General features: G+C 53.2%; 17 protein-coding genes. 5 read left to right on the top strand and 12 right to left on the bottom strand.

The annotated features are described in order from the left end of the window. Positions 1-99: 99 nt before the first annotated feature. Genes F3F93_RS05105 through F3F93_RS05095 form a run of 4 tightly spaced genes read right to left on the bottom strand, consistent with a single transcriptional unit; the run spans position 100 to position 1,702 of the window. Positions 100-855 carry a DUF4197 domain-containing protein gene (locus F3F93_RS05105; protein ID WP_176958093.1) on the bottom strand — a complete coding sequence of 252 codons (756 nt, stop codon included), beginning with the start codon at positions 853-855 and terminating at the stop codon, positions 100-102. Positions 856-874: 19 nt separating this feature from the next. Then, the gene (locus F3F93_RS05100; RefSeq protein ID WP_176958092.1) at positions 875-1,285 is read right to left on the bottom strand and encodes a YkvA family protein; all 411 of its coding nucleotides are present in this window, start codon (positions 1,283-1,285) and stop codon (positions 875-877) included. 15 nt (positions 1,286-1,300) lie between these two features. Continuing rightward, a complete protein-coding gene (locus F3F93_RS12610; protein WP_347239212.1) occupies positions 1,301-1,468 on the bottom strand; it encodes a DUF6868 family protein in 168 nt (55 codons plus the stop codon). Positions 1,469-1,480: 12 nt separating this feature from the next. Next, the gene (locus F3F93_RS05095) at positions 1,481-1,702 is read right to left on the bottom strand and encodes a hypothetical protein (RefSeq protein ID WP_176958091.1); all 222 of its coding nucleotides are present in this window, start codon (positions 1,700-1,702) and stop codon (positions 1,481-1,483) included. A 101-nt stretch (positions 1,703-1,803) separates the two neighbouring features. Between F3F93_RS05095 and F3F93_RS05090 the strand changes: the two genes are divergently transcribed. The 4 genes from F3F93_RS05090 to F3F93_RS05075 all read left to right on the top strand — a co-directional run bounded on the left by F3F93_RS05090 (position 1,804) and on the right by F3F93_RS05075 (position 4,345). Beyond that, complete coding sequence (locus F3F93_RS05090; RefSeq protein ID WP_176958090.1) at positions 1,804-2,622, top strand: dihydrofolate reductase family protein; 819 nt, start codon at positions 1,804-1,806, stop codon at positions 2,620-2,622. Positions 2,623-2,702: 80 nt separating this feature from the next. Then, complete coding sequence (locus F3F93_RS05085; protein WP_176958089.1) at positions 2,703-3,299, top strand: PAS domain S-box protein; 597 nt, start codon at positions 2,703-2,705, stop codon at positions 3,297-3,299. 72 nt (positions 3,300-3,371) lie between these two features. Further along, positions 3,372-3,719, top strand: coding sequence for an ArsC family reductase (locus F3F93_RS05080; RefSeq protein WP_176958088.1), 348 nt, complete (start codon positions 3,372-3,374; stop codon positions 3,717-3,719). Further along, on the top strand, positions 3,719-4,345 hold the full coding sequence (locus F3F93_RS05075) for an alpha/beta fold hydrolase (protein ID WP_176958087.1): 627 nt from the start codon (positions 3,719-3,721) through the stop codon (positions 4,343-4,345). Before F3F93_RS05080 ends, F3F93_RS05075 begins: the two co-directional genes overlap by 1 nt. Positions 4,346-4,407: 62 nt before the next feature. Here F3F93_RS05075 and F3F93_RS05070 read toward each other — a convergent pair whose 3' ends face one another. From F3F93_RS05070 to F3F93_RS05055, 4 genes are all read right to left on the bottom strand, one after another. Next, on the bottom strand, positions 4,408-6,333 hold the full coding sequence (locus F3F93_RS05070) for a PAS domain-containing sensor histidine kinase (RefSeq protein WP_176958086.1): 1,926 nt from the start codon (positions 6,331-6,333) through the stop codon (positions 4,408-4,410). A gap of 134 nt (positions 6,334-6,467) precedes the next feature. After that, complete coding sequence (locus F3F93_RS05065) at positions 6,468-7,922, bottom strand: M48 family metalloprotease (protein ID WP_347239202.1); 1,455 nt, start codon at positions 7,920-7,922, stop codon at positions 6,468-6,470. Positions 7,923-7,970: 48 nt separating this feature from the next. Next, positions 7,971-8,717 carry a thermonuclease family protein gene (locus F3F93_RS05060; RefSeq protein ID WP_194334980.1) on the bottom strand — a complete coding sequence of 249 codons (747 nt, stop codon included), beginning with the start codon at positions 8,715-8,717 and terminating at the stop codon, positions 7,971-7,973. After that, entirely contained in the window at positions 8,698-9,639 is a 942-nt protein-coding gene (locus F3F93_RS05055) for a dihydroorotate dehydrogenase (RefSeq protein WP_176958085.1), read from the bottom strand. Before F3F93_RS05055 ends, F3F93_RS05060 begins: the two co-directional genes overlap by 20 nt. Positions 9,640-9,787: 148 nt before the next feature. On the opposite strand from F3F93_RS05055, the gene F3F93_RS05050 reads away from it, so the two are divergent. Beyond that, a complete protein-coding gene (locus F3F93_RS05050; RefSeq protein ID WP_176958084.1) occupies positions 9,788-12,904 on the top strand; it encodes a response regulator in 3,117 nt (1,038 codons plus the stop codon). A gap of 19 nt (positions 12,905-12,923) precedes the next feature. On the opposite strand, the gene F3F93_RS05045 is transcribed toward F3F93_RS05050, so the two are convergent. From F3F93_RS05045 to F3F93_RS05030, 4 genes are all read right to left on the bottom strand, one after another. After that, positions 12,924-13,655, bottom strand: a complete 732-nt coding sequence (locus F3F93_RS05045) for an SDR family NAD(P)-dependent oxidoreductase (protein WP_176958083.1) — start codon at positions 13,653-13,655, stop codon at positions 12,924-12,926. Positions 13,656-14,205: 550 nt separating this feature from the next. Then, positions 14,206-15,594 (bottom strand): replicative DNA helicase, encoded by a 1,389-nt coding sequence (gene dnaB, locus F3F93_RS05040; RefSeq protein ID WP_176958082.1) that lies wholly within the window; start codon positions 15,592-15,594, stop codon positions 14,206-14,208. After that, on the bottom strand, positions 15,591-16,040 hold the full coding sequence (gene rplI / locus F3F93_RS05035) for a 50S ribosomal protein L9 (protein ID WP_176958081.1): 450 nt from the start codon (positions 16,038-16,040) through the stop codon (positions 15,591-15,593). Before rplI ends, dnaB begins: the two co-directional genes overlap by 4 nt. A gap of 1 nt (position 16,041) precedes the next feature. Continuing rightward, the gene (locus F3F93_RS05030; protein ID WP_176958080.1) at positions 16,042-17,034 is read right to left on the bottom strand and encodes a DUF2232 domain-containing protein; all 993 of its coding nucleotides are present in this window, start codon (positions 17,032-17,034) and stop codon (positions 16,042-16,044) included. Positions 17,035-17,039: the final 5 nt, after the last annotated feature.

The raw sequence follows: 17,039 nt of genomic DNA, 5'->3' as shown, positions 1-17,039 counted from the left end.
GGTCCTGTCGGACTTTTTCTTATGTGTAGAGAAGCGACGTAGAACGTTACAACAACGTTAGCAACCCCGGATTTCACCCGATTTACATACGAAGTGTGGTTAGCGGCTGAATACTTTTCGCAGGATGTCGGTGGTGCGCTTGGCCGGATTTTTACGGATCGCGGCCTCCTCTTCGGCCATGTAGAGGAATATGCCCTGCAGTCCCAGATCAAGTACATGCTGGGTGAGGTTGGCTTTTACATCAGGTACGAAAGGCAGTGAGCTGTATTCACCCATCACGGAGTCATAGGCCTGCACGGCTCCGGCTTCATTCAGTGCACTCTGTACGATAGGGCGCATCTCTGCCGAGAGCGGCTTGCTCATCTTGCCTTTGAAGTACTGGGTGGCGGCATCATCCGGGCCACTGAGGATGTTTTTGGCATCATCAATGGTCATCGCTTTGATCGAATCTGCGAAGATGCGTTTGGCTTTGGGGGTCGCCACCTCGGCAGCGCGATTCAGTTTCAGCTCCAGATCATCCATCATATAACCCATGCCGACTGCTGAGAGAGCCGATTTCACGTGCTGCATGCTCTCAGGGAGGGGGATATGAATTTTCGGATCACTGTTGAACCCGTCGTTTTTGCTGAGTTGTCCGACCACCTGTTCAGAGCCGACCCGCAGTGCATCTTTAAGCCCTGCAATCATATCGCTGTTGGTTAATGATGCTGTGGCAGTGGCTGTGCTGCCTTGCGTGGCCTTGTTGTAGGTATCGACAGCGCCACCGAGCTGATCCATCCAGCCGGCAGTTGCAGGGGTGGTGATAAGCAGGGTGGTGGCGAACAGGCCGGATTGAACAAAACGCAATGGGGACATAGGAGCTCCTTGATTCAGGTTAGAGACTAGCGGCTGAATCTGGCTCTAGCCACAGCCATAACAGCAGGGCCAGAATAATCAGCCAGAAGATGACCACAAAGATAGCTGCTGTACGGTTTATCGGCAGCTGCATCGGATGGCGAAGCGCCTCCTCTCTGCAGGCCTGCCAGATGGGATCGGGAATCAGGTGAATGGCTAACCAGATACCTGCCGGAACCAGTAGCAGATCATCCAGATAACCGATGACGGGAATAAAGTCGGGAATCAGATCGATTGGGCTTAAGGCGTAGACGACAACAATGATAGCAATGGTCTTGGCCAGCCTCGGTGTTTCAGGATGTTTGCCGCACAGGTAGAGCGTTTGCAGACCGGTTTTCAATCTGACGCTCCACTGCCGCAACTGCTCAATGATGGTGCTTTTCTCCTGCATAAGCCCGAGTGTTATTTATGGGCTGATAATCAGCAAGGCAAAGTAGGGGACAATAGTGAAAATGAAGATGCATAGTTTGTAGACGGCCATGCCGCCGTAGTGGATGGCATCAAACGTCGCATCCGGAAGTTTGAAAAAACGGCTGTGCATGCGATAGATCAGATCACGGGCAAAGCTAAGGATGCTCTGAAAAAGTCAGCGTATCCGTGCAAGCCATGGATGGCTTGCCAAAATATGCACAGTAAGTGCTTGGTTTTGTAAGCAAAGGAAAAACCACGCTTTTGCCTTTGCGTGCTGAAGAACTACATGGACGTAGATATTCAGAGCTTCCCTGAAGAAGAGAAGCCACCAGAGCAGTAGTCCGATATGGATGATGGCAGAGCAGAAAAACAGATCGCGAAACATGGCAATAGCCATGGAATACCTCCGTTGTGAACAGCCTTCATTACCATTATAGTCTATGGCTCTATGGCTGCTTTTATTCTTTCATCGGCAAATGCGTCAGCGGCTCTGCCAGCGTGACCGTGCTATCACTCTATCCGCCGACTGAGGAGGAGAGGCCGCTTCAAGGGCTCTACCTTGGCTTGAACCTGCACAGGCAGGCTGCCGATGGTGATCTGCTGATCTACTCCAACTACATCACCAGTCTCGATGGACGTATCTCGCTCACCACGGAGCGCCCATCGCAGTCACAGGTACCTACGGATATCATCAATCGTCGCGACTGGAGGCTCTATCAGGAACTGGCAGCTCAGGCTGATGTGATGATCACCTCTGCCCGCTATTTCAGGCAGCTCGCCAAAGGTGAAGCTCAGGATCTGTTGCCGGTGGGGCAGGAGGATGAATATGCCGACCTTCGAGACTGGCGAAAGTCAGCGGGCCTGAGAGCTCAGCCTGACGTGCTGATACTATCCAATAGTCTCGATATTCCTGTCGCTGCTCTGAAGCTGCTACAGGGACGACGTGTTTTGATATGTACAGGCAACCGGGCTGAGCCTGCCAGAGGTGCGGCACTTCAAGCTGCAGGCGTTGAACTGTTTGTGCTCGATAGCCCTGATGTGTCCGGTGCTGCAGTGAAAAGCGTGTTGATAGAGCAGGGTTATCGCAGTGCCTATATGATTGCCGGACCGCAGGTGCATAGGACTCTGATTGCTGATCGGGTGCTTGATCGGCTGTTTATCACAACCCGATTAAGGTTGATTGGTGGAGCCGGTTTTGACACCATTGTTAGCGGGGAGATCGGAGGAGCGGCTGATCTGCAATTGCTCTCTCTCTATCTGGATCGGAATGTCTCAACGTCACAGCTTTTTGCGCAATATGCGTTGCAACAGCAGTGATCGAGGTACATATTACTCAAAGCGTGCCAGGGAAGGCGCTTTCAGGTTGCACGTTGCGATGCGCCTGAACGGGAGGGTTGATGCTGCAGCGGATAGGCTATAGTGGTTTAGGGATTCTTGTGGCGGTGCTGTTCTGGCCTGCTGAAGCGCTGTTGCATGTGTTCATATTCGGTGATGAAAGTTTCCTGGATAATCTGTTCAGTGCGGATGCCGATGAGCTCTGGATGCGGCTGTTGATCTCTGCGACGCTGATCGGTTTCGGCTTTTATGCCCAGCGTGATTTCGGCCGCCAGCAGGCACTGCGGGGTCAGCTGGAGAAGAAGGGTGAGCGTCTGCAGGCGATCATCGACCACACCTACGATGCTTATGTCAGCGCTGATGCCGATGGCAATATCATTGAGTGGAACCGCAGTGCCGAGATTCTCTTTGGCTGGCCGCGCCATAAGATTATCGGCGAACCACTTGAGACAATCGTTCCTGAACGGCTGCGCGAGGATCATCGTCGCGGCATGCAACACTACAAAAAAACCAATATCGGCCCATGGCTGTACAAGCCGATGCGAACCCAGGGATTGCATCGTGACGGCTTTGAGTTCTCGATCGAGATGGTTGTTACGCCACTCACCACAGAGGGGGCGATGGAGTTCTTCGCATTCATTCGCGAACAGACCGACTGAGATTACCCGATGGATGTGCTTAATAAAGTCAGGCTCTTCCAATATTGATTTTAACAATAAAGGAGTTTGCTGATGTGTGACCTCTACGGTATCCCCAATTGCGACACCATGAAAAAGGCGCGCAGCTGGCTGGATGCACATGCTGTAAAATATACCTTTCACGACTACAAAAAAGAGGGGGTCAGTCGTGATCTTCTCTCGCAATGGGCTGACAGGGTTGGCTGGGAGTTGCTGCTGAATCGGCGCGGCCTGACCTGGCGCAAGCTGACTGATAAGCAGAAAGAGGGGGTAGACAGGGAGCGTGCCATTGCATTGATGTGTGAATATCCCTCGATGATCAAACGCCCTGTGCTGGTAAAAGGTGATGGTATTGAAGTGGGCTTTTCCGAAGTCGCCTATAGCGAGATGTTCGGGCACTGATGAGTCAGCATATTAAGGTCACTGTTCCGGGCCCTGTCGGCGGACTGCAGGGGCTCTACCATCCCGGTGAAGAGGAGAGCCCTGCCGTGGTGGTCTGTCATCCGCATCCGCAGTTTGGCGGCACCATGCGTAACAAGGTGGTCTACTGGATGAGCCGCGCATTTGAGCAGCAGGGCTGCTCTGTTCTGCGTTTTAATTTTCGTGGCGTGGGAGAGTCCCAAGGCGAATGGGATGAGGGGCGAGGGGAGAGCGATGATGCCCGCGCAGCTCTTGAGTGGATGAGCCAGATGCACCCCTACGCACCACTCTGGATGGCCGGCTTCTCTTTTGGCTGTTATGCCGGATTGCAGGCTGCCAGAAGCGATAGCCGCGTTTCCCATATGTTTGCCGTTGCACCTGCCGTGAATCTCTGGCCCTTCGCTTTCATGCGTGGCGAGACCAGGCCGATCACGGTGATTGCAGGCACCGATGATGAGATTGTCCCCTTTGCGCGGGTGCGAGCCAGCGTCAAAGACAAAGCCCATATCGATTTCCATGCCATTGAGGGGGCTGGGCATTTCTTCCCTGATCACATGCAGCAGATGAGCGACGCCTTGCTGCAGGGGTTGTTTGACGGGGCCGAATAAGGTGGAAGCTGCAGGAGAATGAGCTCCGTGCTGTATCGATGCTCGCTATGCATTACAGGCCTTTAACTGCCTCGGTTGGTTTTCACCATTTTGATAATCTGCTGATCCAGTTCGTCAGGATTGAACGGTTTGCTGATCAGCAGTGTCTGCGCCATTTTGCGGGTATCTTCAATCACCAGAGAACGATCGTAACCGGTAGCAAAGATGATCGGAATCGTTGGCACCAGCATGCGCATCCTGCGTGCTGCCTCCAGCCCGTTCATGCGTGGCATCACCATATCGGTGATGACAATATCCCACTGGGCCGGATTGGACTCGAAGCGTTCACACGCCTCAATTCCATCACACGCCAGTGTGACATGGTGCCCCATGCACTCCAGCAACTCTTTGGTCGGTTCCAGTACATTGGGATCATCATCGACCAGCAAAATAGTGGCGTTGAGTGAATTTTCCACGGGAATGGTCGGGGTCATGGGTTTGGCCACTTTCAGTGGCAGGAAGAGATGGAATGTGCTGCCTTCTCCGGGCGTGCTCTGCACATCGATAATGGCGTGATGACTGCGGATACAACCCATAACAATGGCCAATCCCAAGCCACTGCCCAACTGTTTGGTGGTGTAGAAAGGGTCAAATATTTTTTCAATGTTTTCACTGCTGATACCGCGTCCGTTATCTCTGATCTGGATATGGGCAAAATTGCCATGTCGCAGTACCGGATATTTAACAATGTGCGCCATATCTTTAGCTGGATCAAGCGGGTTAAGGGTCAGTTCGATCAACCCATTATGGTTGTCACCACACGCCTCTACAGCATTCTGGATCATGTTCAGTAGTGACTGCTGCAGCTGATTGGCATCACCTCTGAAGGTGTATTCGTCAGGTGAGAAATCCAACCGCAGTTGAATCGATTCGGGTACCGTATGTTGCGCCAGTTTATGGAACTCTTTGATGAAGGCGCTGAGCGGGAACTCTTTGGCTGAATGGTCGCCCTGTCGGGCAAAGGTTAACAGCTGCTTGACGATCTCAGAGGCTTCCTGAGCAATCTTCTGCACCTTCTTCAAACGAGTCAGCGTCTTGGGCATCTCTTTAACTTCGCGGCTGGCCAGGTAGGTCTGGCCGATCAGGCCGGCGAGCAGATTGTTGAAGTCGTGTGCAATGCCGCCAACTAGGGTGACCAGCGCCTCCTGTTTCTGTGAGCGACGCAAACGCTCATCAAGAGCGACCTGCTGGCTGATATCCTCCTGAATAATCACCACATGGGTGGCTGTGCCGCTCTCATCCTGAATGGGGGCGATACTGACCGAGGCGGTAAACAGTGTGCCGTCACTACCACTGATCTTCTGTCGTCCCTGCCAGGTTTTTCCTTCACTAAATACCCGATTCAGGTGTGTTTCAAAACCATCTTCAGCCTGCGTGAACAGCTGCGCCAGTGTGGCGTTGCTGAGATCACTATGTTGCCATCCCGTCTGCGTGAAAAAGGCCTTGTTCACATAATCAATTTTACCATCAACCGTGGCGATAATGATCGCTTCGGCAGCCTGATCGATAGCGCTAATCAGACGGCTTTTCTGATTCAGTTCAGATTGAAGGCTGGCTGCTATCTTCCTGTAGTCGTGGATCAATTTGCGCTGTTCGGTCTGATCCTCGATGGTGAACAGTGCCAGTTGATGCTCATCCAGCAGCGAGATGGTTACTTTCTGATGACGAAACTCGCCACCGGCAAGCGGGCAGGGGATGATCTGCTGATCAGCAGCAGGGAAAACTGCTGTGTTGCTACTATCAAATACTCCGGCCAGCTCTGCTTTGAACATACTGTTGTCCAGATGCGGGAAGAGCTTGAACAGATTTTTGCCGCTCATCTCAGCCCTGCTTTTCCTGTGCCACGATTCCATGACACTGTTCCAGAGCATAATCCTGCCATCTCTGTCGATCGCCAGAATGCCACTGGAGATGCGGTCAAGTAGTGGAAAGTTGGAGGCGTGGATCATTAAAGACTTGATATAACAATCATTTGCGAAGTTAAACATCGCATGCAGTCGTTACTGATTGTCTGTTTCAAAGGGGCCAATAGAGCCTCCTGTTTTAGGTGCTGTATAATCAACAAGCAAGATCAGCGCCGCTTTTACTTCACGATTTTTATCAGGCTGCCTGTAGCAGGCTTCTCCTCCAGGCCCATGCTGTTGAGTGCAGCCAGCCGGTCAGCCGTGAAACGACCCAGAATGTTCTTATTGCTGGCGGCGAGAGCCTGCCATGAGTCACCCGCTCTCCACTGATGTAGTGCTATGCGCGGCACATCTCCGTCACGTTGTTTGTCGTAAGAGCGGAACGATTTGGCAATGGTGGCAAAATCAGCTGCGTGTTTATCGAACTCATCCCTGTCACACCACATGGTCAGTACAAAAGCTCTGCTGCCCTGCAGAAAGACGTGGGCATCAATCATGGCGAAGCTCACCTTGGGGGCTGAGCGTTTAATGCTGGCGTGGGCGTAGTCCATACCGGCCTGCCTGCCACTGTTGATCTTAAGATTACGCTCTTTCGGAAAAGACTTTTGTAATACCTCTTCAACACTGTAACGCTTCTGCAGCTCAACCAGCTGAAGTTGGAAGTAGACCTCCTGCTTGCGCAGGCGTGCCTGCAGCGCCTGCGGCGTGTTGTTGATCACCCACTCCTTGGGGAACTCAAGCTGAAAACCGAGCTCGGGATGCAGGAAACGACGGCCAACAACTGCGCCCTGTTCAGCACTGTCGCCATAGGCGTAACCATTGATGGCTGAAAGCAGTGTGTCGCGATTGGTCAGGCCGCCACTGAGCTGACCTGCAGCGGCTTCGGCAATACTCTTTTCGATACGTTTGCGTGTCTCCGGGTGGCTGGAGAAGGCGCCGTGGTATTTCTCCACCTTCTCACCGGCATCTGTTTTCTCAAGCGTATCGATCTCATCCAGTCGCTTAAGTGTTTTCAGAATACCGATGGTGGCGTTGGGGTCATAACCGGCCTGAGTCAGGTAGCGGATAGATAACTCGTCGGACTGGAACTCGGCATCACGGCCATAACCCTGAATGATGGAGAGAGCGATCAGGTCGGAGAACATCGTTGCCCCCTGCGGGATGGGAACAAACACAGAGGTGATCATCAGGGCCGTCTGATAAGCTCTGGCCTTGGATATCTGCTGTACCGAATGGCGGGCGGTGACATGGCCGACCTCATGGCCGAGCACAGCAGCAAGTTCGGCTTCGTTATTCATATGGTTGATCAGGCCGCGATGGATAAAGATATAACCACCGGGCAGGGCAAAGGCGTTGATCGTTGCATCATCAACAACATAGAAGTGGTAAAAGAGATCCTGCCGATCCGCAGTTGCCGCCACCTTCTGACCGACGTGGTTCACATATTGCGCCAGTGGATCACTCTCAGGCAGCAGGATCAGATTTTTACTGAACTCTGCAAAGGCCTGTTTACCGATCTTCAGCTCTTCGGTCTCACTCATCATGACAAAGTCCTGATTGCCGGTGGCCGGATTTTTGGCGCAGGCAGAGAGCAGGGTTAATAGCATCAACAGCAGCATGAAACGGGATTTCACAAATTACCTCCGGATTGAGAGAGCCCAAGGATGAGGGCAGAAAGCGGATTATTCCAGATCAAAGGGTGAGTGCAAAGCGAGAAAGAGGCCACCACCGGTTGATGTGCGTATGCGGCCACGCACAATCACCTGCTGCCCGTCATGGGGCATCTGTGCAGGAGTAAACCACCCTCTGGCGCTGCGCGGAATGGTGACCATGACTTTACCGAGCTGGTAGCGGAATGGGCCGCTGCTCTTGATGCGGCCGCGCAGCAGACGAAACTGACCGATCAGGTGAGCCGTCACATCGCCGGCATCAAGCACTTTAAACCTCTCTGATTTCCAGATGCCGAGCATATTGTTGCGCGCCAGTGCCTCCTCTTTTAACAGCTGCTGCGCCCACTGGAAATTCGGGGCAAAGGTGTAGACAAGGGCCAGACCTTGGCGTACCAGCAGTGCATTGATCCAGCTGCCATCCCTTAAAAAAACCTGAGCCAGTGTACGGCCGTAGTTGTCTTTTCTGTCTCGATCCAGTTGCAGACGTACGGTTTTGCCACTGATCAACTGCTCTAGCTGGCGTTTGGCATCGATGCCGTAGGGTTGGGCAGGCGAGCTGTCATGGGCGATCTCGGGTGTGTTGATACCAAGCAGACGCACCTTTTCGCCGCTCTTGGTGTGGAAGGTATCGCCATCGATTACTCTGCCCACCTCTACCCAGCGGGATTGACCAACAACAGAGAGTGATCCGGCATCTGCAGCCCCTGCCGCAGTGAGCAGCAGAGCAATCAGCAGCAGATTAAGCTTTGTTCGTAACAAGGCTTCCCACGAGCTCTGTATAGGAGCCCAGATTGTGGCGATTGAGATAATCGGAGAGACCGTCCAACAACTTTCCACACATCAGTGGATCATAGAAGAGACCAGTGCCGATACCGATGGCATCGGCGCCAACCACGGCAAATTCAACCGCATCTTTGGCATTGGTGATGCCGCCCTGACCGAGAATCGGGATATTGTGTTTGGCTGCAACAGCGCGTGTCTGATGAATTTTCCACAGCGCAACCGGTTTGATGCAGGGGCCGGAGAGACCGCCGGAGATATTATTGATGACCGGTTTTCTACTTTCGATATCCACAGCCATACCCACCAGTGTATTGATCACCGAGAGGCCATCACTGCCCGCTTCAATCACCAGACGTGCTGTTTCAGCAATATCGGCACTGTTGGGCGAGAGTTTTGTGATCAGCGGTTTGCTGGTGTGGGGACGCATCGCTTCGACCACGCGGGCCGCCATGCGTGGATCGTTACCGAAATGGACACCACCCTCCTTAACATTGGGGCAGGAGATATTGATCTCAATGGCGGTAACCGGTGAATCTTCAAAGATGCGGGCCACCTCGGCGTACTCTTCAGGCGAGGTGCCGTTGGCATTGGCCCAGAACTGGGTCTGCTCATGCGGCAGGTTGGGCAGGATATTTTCTACCACATAACGCGCACCGGGATTCTGCAGGCCGATAGCATTGAGCATGCCCGATGGGGTCTCATAAACGCGGTGTGGTGCATTGCCCATGCGCGGCTCCAGTGTGGTGCCTTTGAGGATAACCGCGCCGATGTTGCGGTTATCCCACCCCTCAACACGGGTGTACTCCTCGCCAAAACCGACACAGCCGGAGAGCAGGACGAGTGGGGTTTGCAGGGTGAGACCGGCAAATGAAACGGAAAGATCAGGTGAATTCGACATGAGGCAATGATAGCCGGATCACCCGTTAGCGCCTACACCGTTTTTTTATTTTTGGCCTGTTTGTGATGCTTCCCATAGAATTGTTATAGACAGGTGATGATGATACGCATCTAATTTGCCGGGTGCTGCTGCACCATAAGGGTTGTCGATGAATGATACTGAGTTGATGGGAAAGCTCTCGATACGAAAAGGTATTCGCTGGAAACTGATGGTGGCGATGGTCGGCATGATCGTGGCAATTGTGGGACTGTTGACGGTGCTGCAGGTGACCAGTCAGAAAACTGCCCTGAAAAAAAATCTCAATGCTCACAGCTCTTTTCTCAAGGAGCAGATGACCAAGAAATCAGATCGCGCCTCGGAACAGATGTCCAGTCATCTGCAGAAACTGATTGCCACCTACCGTCTGTCTCTGGCCAACCAGTATGTGCGTGAGGTCGTGCGCGATATCGATGATCTCAAATATGTGATTCTGATGCAGGGTGATCAGCCCAGAGTCGCCTATGGTGCCAATCTGAGCAGTGAGCTGAGGCAGGAGATTCTGCACGGTCATGTCTCCGAATTTGCTGTCAGTCAGAAGCTCAAAGCCAAACACGAATTCGAAGTCGGAGAGCTCGCCTTCATGGAGTCGATTGTACCGATTTTGGTGGATGAGGAGCAGTGGGGTGTATTGCGACTTGGTTTCTCTCTCGATGAGTTGAACAAGGCATTGAAAGAGTCGGAAGCCTATGTGGCTGATGAGATGAACCATATGCTGCTGCAGGCGACACTTACAGCGCTGCTGTTTCTGGTTGTCGGCTCCATCGTGGTCTATTTCCTGGCAGGCATGTGGACGCGTCCGATTCAGCAGTTGGTTCGCTTTTCGCACGAGTTGGCCGGCGGCGATTTCAGTGCCACGCCGCATATCAGTATCCGCACTGAAGATGAGATCGGTGTACTGGTAAGCTCACTAGAGGAGATGGCGGCAAGCCTGCGCGACTCCTATGAGAAGCTGGAAGAGCATAGCCATACGCTGGAGGAGCAGGTGGAGAATCGCACCCGCGAACTGGCTGAAGCGCGAGACAGGGCCATTGCTGCGATGAAGGCCAAGAGTGATTTCCTTGCCAATATGAGCCACGAGATCCGTACCCCGATGAATGCGGTGATCGGACTGACACATCTGACGCTGGATCGCGAAAGAGACAAACAGCAGCGCAACTATCTGACCAAAACGCTGGAGGCTTCCGAAGTGCTGCTCTCCATCATCAACGATATTCTCGATTTCTCCAAGATCGAAGCGCACAAAATGGAGCTGGATCGCATCGATTTCGATATGGATGAGGCGATGCATAATCTGGCCAATATCGGTGGTGTTCGCGCCAGTGAAAAGGGGCTCGATTTCCTTATCGATTTTCCACCCCGCATGCCACGCTTAAATGGTGATCCGCATCGTCTGGGACAGGTGTTGCTGAATCTGGTGAACAATGCCGTAAAGTTTACCGAAGAGGGGCAGATCATTGTTGGCGCCCGAATTCAGTCATCTGATGAACATGGCCATCTGATCCGTTTTACGGTGACCGATACCGGTATCGGCCTGAGTAAAGAGCAGCAGTCGCGCCTGTTTCAGGCCTTTACCCAGGCCGACAGCTCGATTACCCGCCGTTATGGCGGTACCGGTCTGGGACTGGCGATCTGCAAACAGCTGGTTGAGATGATGGGTGGTGAAATCGGGCTGGACAGTGTCGAAGGCAAGGGTAGCTGCTTCTATTTTACGGCGCGTTTTGAGGCAGCTACTGAGAGTGTCTCCAAAGTGATTGTCGTGCCTGAGCCGCTGCAGGGGCTGCGTACGCTGATTGTTGATGATAACCCCACCTCCAAAATCATTCTGGCCCGTTTTATTGAGAGCTTTGGCATGCGTGCCGCGCATGTCTCGACAGTAAAAGAGGCAGCGAAAGCGTTGAAGGATTCCGCAACTGATCCTTTCGGTCTGCTGATCATCGACTGGACTCTGGCTGAAACAACCGGTTTTGAGAGCTACACATTGATCCGTAAAGCCGCCAGGCTCAAAACGCTGCCACCCGCTATTCTGACCGCCAACTATGGTCAGAATGTGGCCAATGAGGAGGCTGCCAGAGCCGGTTTTGCATCCACACTGCTCAAACCTGTTACAGCCACCTCGATTCTTGAATCGATCGCAGGCGTGTTCGGTTTTAGTAGTAGTGATCATGAGCAGGCTACAGGTAAAGATGGGCTGGCTGGCAGTGTGGCACATCTGCAGGGGGCCAGATTGCTGCTGGTTGAGGATAATCCGATCAACCAGATGGTGGCTGAAGGGCTGCTCACTAAAGCAGGTATCAGTCTGGTTGTTGCCCACAACGGGCAACAGGCCGTTGATGCAGTGCGCTCGGATAGTTTTGATGGTGTGCTGATGGATATGCAGATGCCGATTATGGATGGGCTGGAGGCTACGCGTCTGATTCGTAGCGATGCCGCTTTTGCAAATCTTCCGATTATCGCCATGACTGCCAATGTGCTGCCCTCAGATGTGCGTGACTGTTTTGAGGCGGGCATGAATGATCATATCGCCAAACCGATCGATCCGCAGGACCTCTATAGTAAGCTGGAGAAGTGGGTGAGCAGTTTCCGTCTGGGTGAGGTTGGCATGGTCGAGCAGACTCAGGATGAGACGCTGCCACAGCTGCATGGTATTGATGTCAGCGATGGCCTGAGGCGCGTGGGTGGTGATCTGCAACTCTACCGTAAGGTTGTTGGCAAGTTTGTCGAGAGTCAGGCTAATGTCACAGAACAGGCCTTGCAGGCGATGGAGCGCGGTGATGCTGCTGTTGCGCAGCGATTGTTCCACTCCTTAAAGAGTGTGGCGGGAAATATCGGTGCCAAAGCGTTGCATGATGAGGCTGGCCGACTGGAGCTGCTGATTCGCGAAGGCAGCGATACCAATGCGGATGATTTTCGGGTGGCTGCCAACATGCTTGTTGAGATTATCGCTGCAATCCGCGGCTGGCTTGAGGGGAAATCTGAAACGGTGGTGGTGGCAGAGGATGGTGAGTTTGATCGCGACCGGGCCAATGCCGTGCTTAAACGCATGCGCCTGCTACTGGAGGATTATGACGGTGATGCCGTTGATCTTCTTGATGAGCTTGAGTCAGCCCTTTCCGGCACATCGATTGCAGCCAAGCTTCCACGCATGAAGAAACATCTCGATGCTTACGACTTTGATGCAGCACTACTGCTGCTGGAGGGTGTTGAGCAGGCGGTTCGAAAAGCCTGAGTATAAGCACTCTGCCCGATTACTGTTTGGTTGCGAACAGATCGCTGGCATGCACGGTCTGGCCACGCAGCGCTTTGGATTCATCCGATAGCAGATAGAGGTAGGCCGGGGTCACACTACTGGCCGGCGGCACCATATCGGGATGTTCACCACCGTAGGTGCGCTTAAAGAGTTTGGTGCGTACACGTCCCGGATTAAGGGTGTTGAAGCGGAACGGTTTGTCGGGATGCTCCATCTGCCACATCGCTGCAGCGTAGGCGAGCGCCCGCTTGGCCATGCCATAACCGTGCCAGTTGGCCATATCCTTATCGACCATATCACAGCTGGTGAAGATCACCGATGCAGCCTCAGCACGTCTGAGCAGCGGGAACATGATCTGGGTCAGCATATTCGGTGCGGTAAGATGGATATCGAGCATTTTACGGAAATCATCAACCTTCACATACTGCAGCGGCGTGCAGCGATCCATATCACCAGCGCAGTGAACCAAGCCATCAAGGTGGGGAATCTGATCTTTAAGGGAGAGGAACAGTTTACCGTAGTTGTCGAAATCATTGAGATCAAACGGGATACAGAGGCAACGACTACCGAGCTCTTCAACGCGCTCCATTGTCTGCTGCAGACCATCCTCACTGCGGCCAAGGGCAATAACGCTGGCGCCTGCTTCACCGAGCGCTGCGGCAACCTGCTGGCCGATGCCATCAGATGCACCGGTCACCATGATAATACGATCTTTAAACTGCTGACTCATACCCTTTCCCCCTGCGAGGTCGCGATGTTAACCTCAAAGAGAGAGAAGGGCATCCCCTGGGGGATCAGGTGAATTGAAGCTATCGCGCAATGGGAGCACCATTGCTTGCTCCCCTGGGGGATCAGGTGAATGCTTTTCCCAATACGGTAGGGAATTCAGCGTAAATTTATTCAATGATACGCTACCCATCGACCAATGGCCTCCGGCCAATGGTCATTCGACAAATAAGGCCGTAGGAATTAAGCTTATAATATACGGTTGAGTGTGTATGTCATGACGCGGAGGTGCTATGCGCTGCTACGAGTATCTTGGCTGCAAACAGTCAGAGTGTCCCATGTACGGTAAGAAAGACGGGCCTCAGTGCTGGGAGGTCGATGAGACGCTCTGTATTCATCATGTAATTTCAGAGGTGAGAGAGCAGCTCTCCGGTATGGAGAAAAAGGAGACGTGCAAGCTTTGGGGGTGCCATTATTACAGGGAGGCGAACCCCAAATCATTCGAATGATTGAATGACCGCAATTGCTGCATGCAGGTGTTCGGGAAAGATGAATTAGTCGTCGAAACCGGCGGAGATGTGGTTTTCGAAGCGGGTGAAGCGGTGCACGAAGGTGAGCTTCACATCACCAATCGGACCCTGACGCTGTTTGGCGATAATGATCTCTGCCAGACCTTCGTTCTCGGGTTTCTTGTTATACACCTCATCTCGATAGATGAACATGATCACATCGGCATCCTGCTCAATCGCACCAGATTCACGCAGATCGGACATCACCGGACGTTTATCAGCGCGCTGCTCTAGCGAGCGGTTAAGCTGGGAGAGGGCGATCACTGCCACATCCAGCTCCTTGGCCAGACCTTTGAGGGAGCGGGAGATTTCGGAAACTTCCTGGGCTCTGTTCTCAGAGCTGGCACGACCACTCATCAGCTGGATATAGTCGATAAGCACCATATCAAGGCCTTTATTTTCACGTTTGAGACGGCGGCATTTGGAGCGCAGCTCCATCACTGAAATGGCCGGGGTATCATCAATGAAGATCTTCGATTCTGCCAGTGAGCCACTGGCTGCTGCCAGTTTGCGCCAGTCATCAGAGGAGAAACGACCGGTACGCAGATGCTGCATGTCCACGCGTGCCTCACAGGCCAGCATACGCAGGGCGATCTGCTGGGAGGACATTTCAAGCGAGAAGACAGCCACAACACCGCTGTTTTTATCACTTGCACGCATGGCGGCATTCTGGGCGAGATTCATCGAGAAGGCGGTTTTACCCATACTCGGACGGCCGGCAACAATAATCAGATCGCCGCGCTGCATGCCCGAGGTCTTCTCATCCAGATCATCAAAACCTGTGGAGACGCCGGTAACCAGCTGTTTATTGGCATAGCGCTCTTCAAGCTCCCGATAGCTTGAGAGCATCAGATCACTCATCTTGGCAAAGGAGGGGCGGGAACGGTTGAACTTCTCGGCAACCGCGAGGATATTCTTCTCAGCGGTATCGAGGTGTTCGTTGACATCACGCGCGGTCTCTTCATATACATCGCGGCTAACGCTGCTACAGACAGAGAGCAACTCGCGCAGTACAGAACGCTCGCGAACAAGATCGGCATAATGTTTTACATTGGCGGAGGTAGGGACGGCAGTGACCAGATCGGCCAGATAGGCTTCGCCACCACAGGAGGCGAGTTCATCGCGCCGCTCCAGATTATCCTTGATGGTCAGTGCATCGACCGGCTGGCCGCGCGCTGAAAGCTCCTGGATAACATAAAAAATCCGGGCATTGGCTTCGACATAGAAGTGTTCAGGCTCTAGTGAACCTTCCAGTCGCTCCAGTGCCTCGGCATCAAGCATAATTCCCCCGAGTACCGCCCGCTCAGCATCATAGGCATGAGGCGGTGTACGCTCTCTGAGCGTATCGGTACGCAGGGGAATGGCTTGACTCAAAGCTGCTCGGAAGAGACTTTGATCGACAGGGAAGCGGTCACATCCGGGTGCAGACGCACACGGAATTCGTGATCACCAACAACCTTGATCTGATCATCCAGCAGAATGTTGCGACGCTCAACGGTATAACCGTTTTCAGTGAGCAGGTGAGCGAGGTCAACAGTGCTGACTGAACCGTAGAGGTGGGTACCATCAGAGGTAGCACGTACGATTTCAAGACTCAGACCGGACATCTTCTCAGCTTCAGCTTTAGCTGCAGCCAGAACTTCTTCCTGCTTCTTCTCAAGCTGTGCACGGCGGCGTTCAAACACACTGCGGTTACCGGCAGTGGCAAGCGAAGCCTTACCATTAGGGATCAGGTAGTTGCGGCCATAACCGGGACGAACTGTAACTTCGTCGCCAACATTACCCAGACCTTCAACACGTTCCAAAAGAATCAATTGCATTTTATCCTCCAGCAGCCGGAAATCTCCGGCGAAAATCAAACCAAATATCCATCAGGCCGACAATGACGAATGGTACGATCATTGCAGACCAGATGAGTAACATCAAATACATCAGACCGATTGAGAAAGTCAGTCCTTTCACTTTCAGCCAGCTGTGGGCAACCATAACCCCCTGTGCTGCCAGCAGACCGCCAATAACGATCGCGGCATTGGCCACAAGGTAGTGCAGATTACCCGAGACAATCACCATCAGCAGCATCACAACAGCAAACAGATACGCCAGTGCATTGTCAAAACTCAGGGTGAGCAGGCTTGCCTCTTCACCATGATAAAAACCATATCTCCTGGCCAGAATACGGGCCGAACCCATATTACCCCACCAGGTCATCCACAGTGTCAGCGCCAACAGGCCCGGTAACACTGCAACCATCGACTCCCTGAACAGCTGCATCGCCTGCACCTGTTCGGCCGGAAGCGCAGCCATATCAGCAAACAGTGGCTCCAGTAGCAGGTTGACCCACTCCTGCAGCCCCAGATTCTTCGTGCCGGCTGCCAGTAGCAGACCGACTATCACCGCAATACCTGTGCCCACTGCCAGCTGTTGTGCACTGCGGCGAACGCCACCGGGCTGCATCAGGGCTGTTGCAGCAAGGGCTGGCAGCAGACCATAAAGCAGCAGTGTCACCACGCCTGCCGAGAGCGAGAAACCGCTCAGGGCTGTCACTGCAGCTGCCGCGATAGCAACAACCTGCAGGGCAAATCTTAACCCTCCACCAAAGGTGATCAGTGCCACCAGTGCCGGAGTCATCAGATGCAGGGCCATACCCAGCGTCATCACCAGCAGGGCAAAGACAGTCGGTATACCCGGTACAATGGCCGGAAGCCACATGCCAAGCAGCATGAAACTCATCAGTGCTGCACAGGGCAGCCGCCGGGTCAGTATAAAATCAACCAGCGGCGGCATAACCTGCTGTTCAGGTGCCTGATCCTGCATCAGAT

Origin of the sequence: Mariprofundus sp. KV, assembly GCF_013387475.1 — a bacterium.
In the GTDB taxonomy this organism is placed as follows: domain Bacteria; phylum Pseudomonadota; class Zetaproteobacteria; order Mariprofundales; family Mariprofundaceae; genus Mariprofundus.
The sequence above is the reverse complement of the archived record's forward strand: the minus strand, read 5'-3'. Positions and strand labels throughout refer to the sequence as shown.

What these genes read in the sequence shown, in the direction of transcription:
- F3F93_RS05070 (WP_176958086.1), bottom strand. Translation starts at nt 6,333, where the DNA reads ATGATCCACGCCTCCAACTTTCCACTACTTGACCGCATCTCCAGTGGC.
- F3F93_RS05080 (WP_176958088.1), top strand. Translation starts at nt 3,372, where the DNA reads ATGTGTGACCTCTACGGTATCCCCAATTGCGACACCATGAAAAAGGCG.
- F3F93_RS05105 (WP_176958093.1), bottom strand. Translation starts at nt 855, where the DNA reads ATGTCCCCATTGCGTTTTGTTCAATCCGGCCTGTTCGCCACCACCCTG.
- F3F93_RS05085 (WP_176958089.1), top strand. Translation starts at nt 2,703, where the DNA reads ATGCTGCAGCGGATAGGCTATAGTGGTTTAGGGATTCTTGTGGCGGTG.
- F3F93_RS05055 (WP_176958085.1), bottom strand. Translation starts at nt 9,639, where the DNA reads ATGTCGAATTCACCTGATCTTTCCGTTTCATTTGCCGGTCTCACCCTG.
- F3F93_RS05045 (WP_176958083.1), bottom strand. Translation starts at nt 13,655, where the DNA reads ATGAGTCAGCAGTTTAAAGATCGTATTATCATGGTGACCGGTGCATCT.
- F3F93_RS05075 (WP_176958087.1), top strand. Translation starts at nt 3,719, where the DNA reads ATGAGTCAGCATATTAAGGTCACTGTTCCGGGCCCTGTCGGCGGACTG.
- F3F93_RS05095 (WP_176958091.1), bottom strand. Translation starts at nt 1,702, where the DNA reads ATGGCTATTGCCATGTTTCGCGATCTGTTTTTCTGCTCTGCCATCATC.
- F3F93_RS05100 (WP_176958092.1), bottom strand. Translation starts at nt 1,285, where the DNA reads ATGCAGGAGAAAAGCACCATCATTGAGCAGTTGCGGCAGTGGAGCGTC.
- F3F93_RS05050 (WP_176958084.1), top strand. Translation starts at nt 9,788, where the DNA reads ATGAATGATACTGAGTTGATGGGAAAGCTCTCGATACGAAAAGGTATT.
- rplI (WP_176958081.1), bottom strand. Translation starts at nt 16,040, where the DNA reads ATGCAATTGATTCTTTTGGAACGTGTTGAAGGTCTGGGTAATGTTGGC.
- F3F93_RS05030 (WP_176958080.1), bottom strand. Translation starts at nt 17,034, where the DNA reads ATGCAGGATCAGGCACCTGAACAGCAGGTTATGCCGCCGCTGGTTGAT.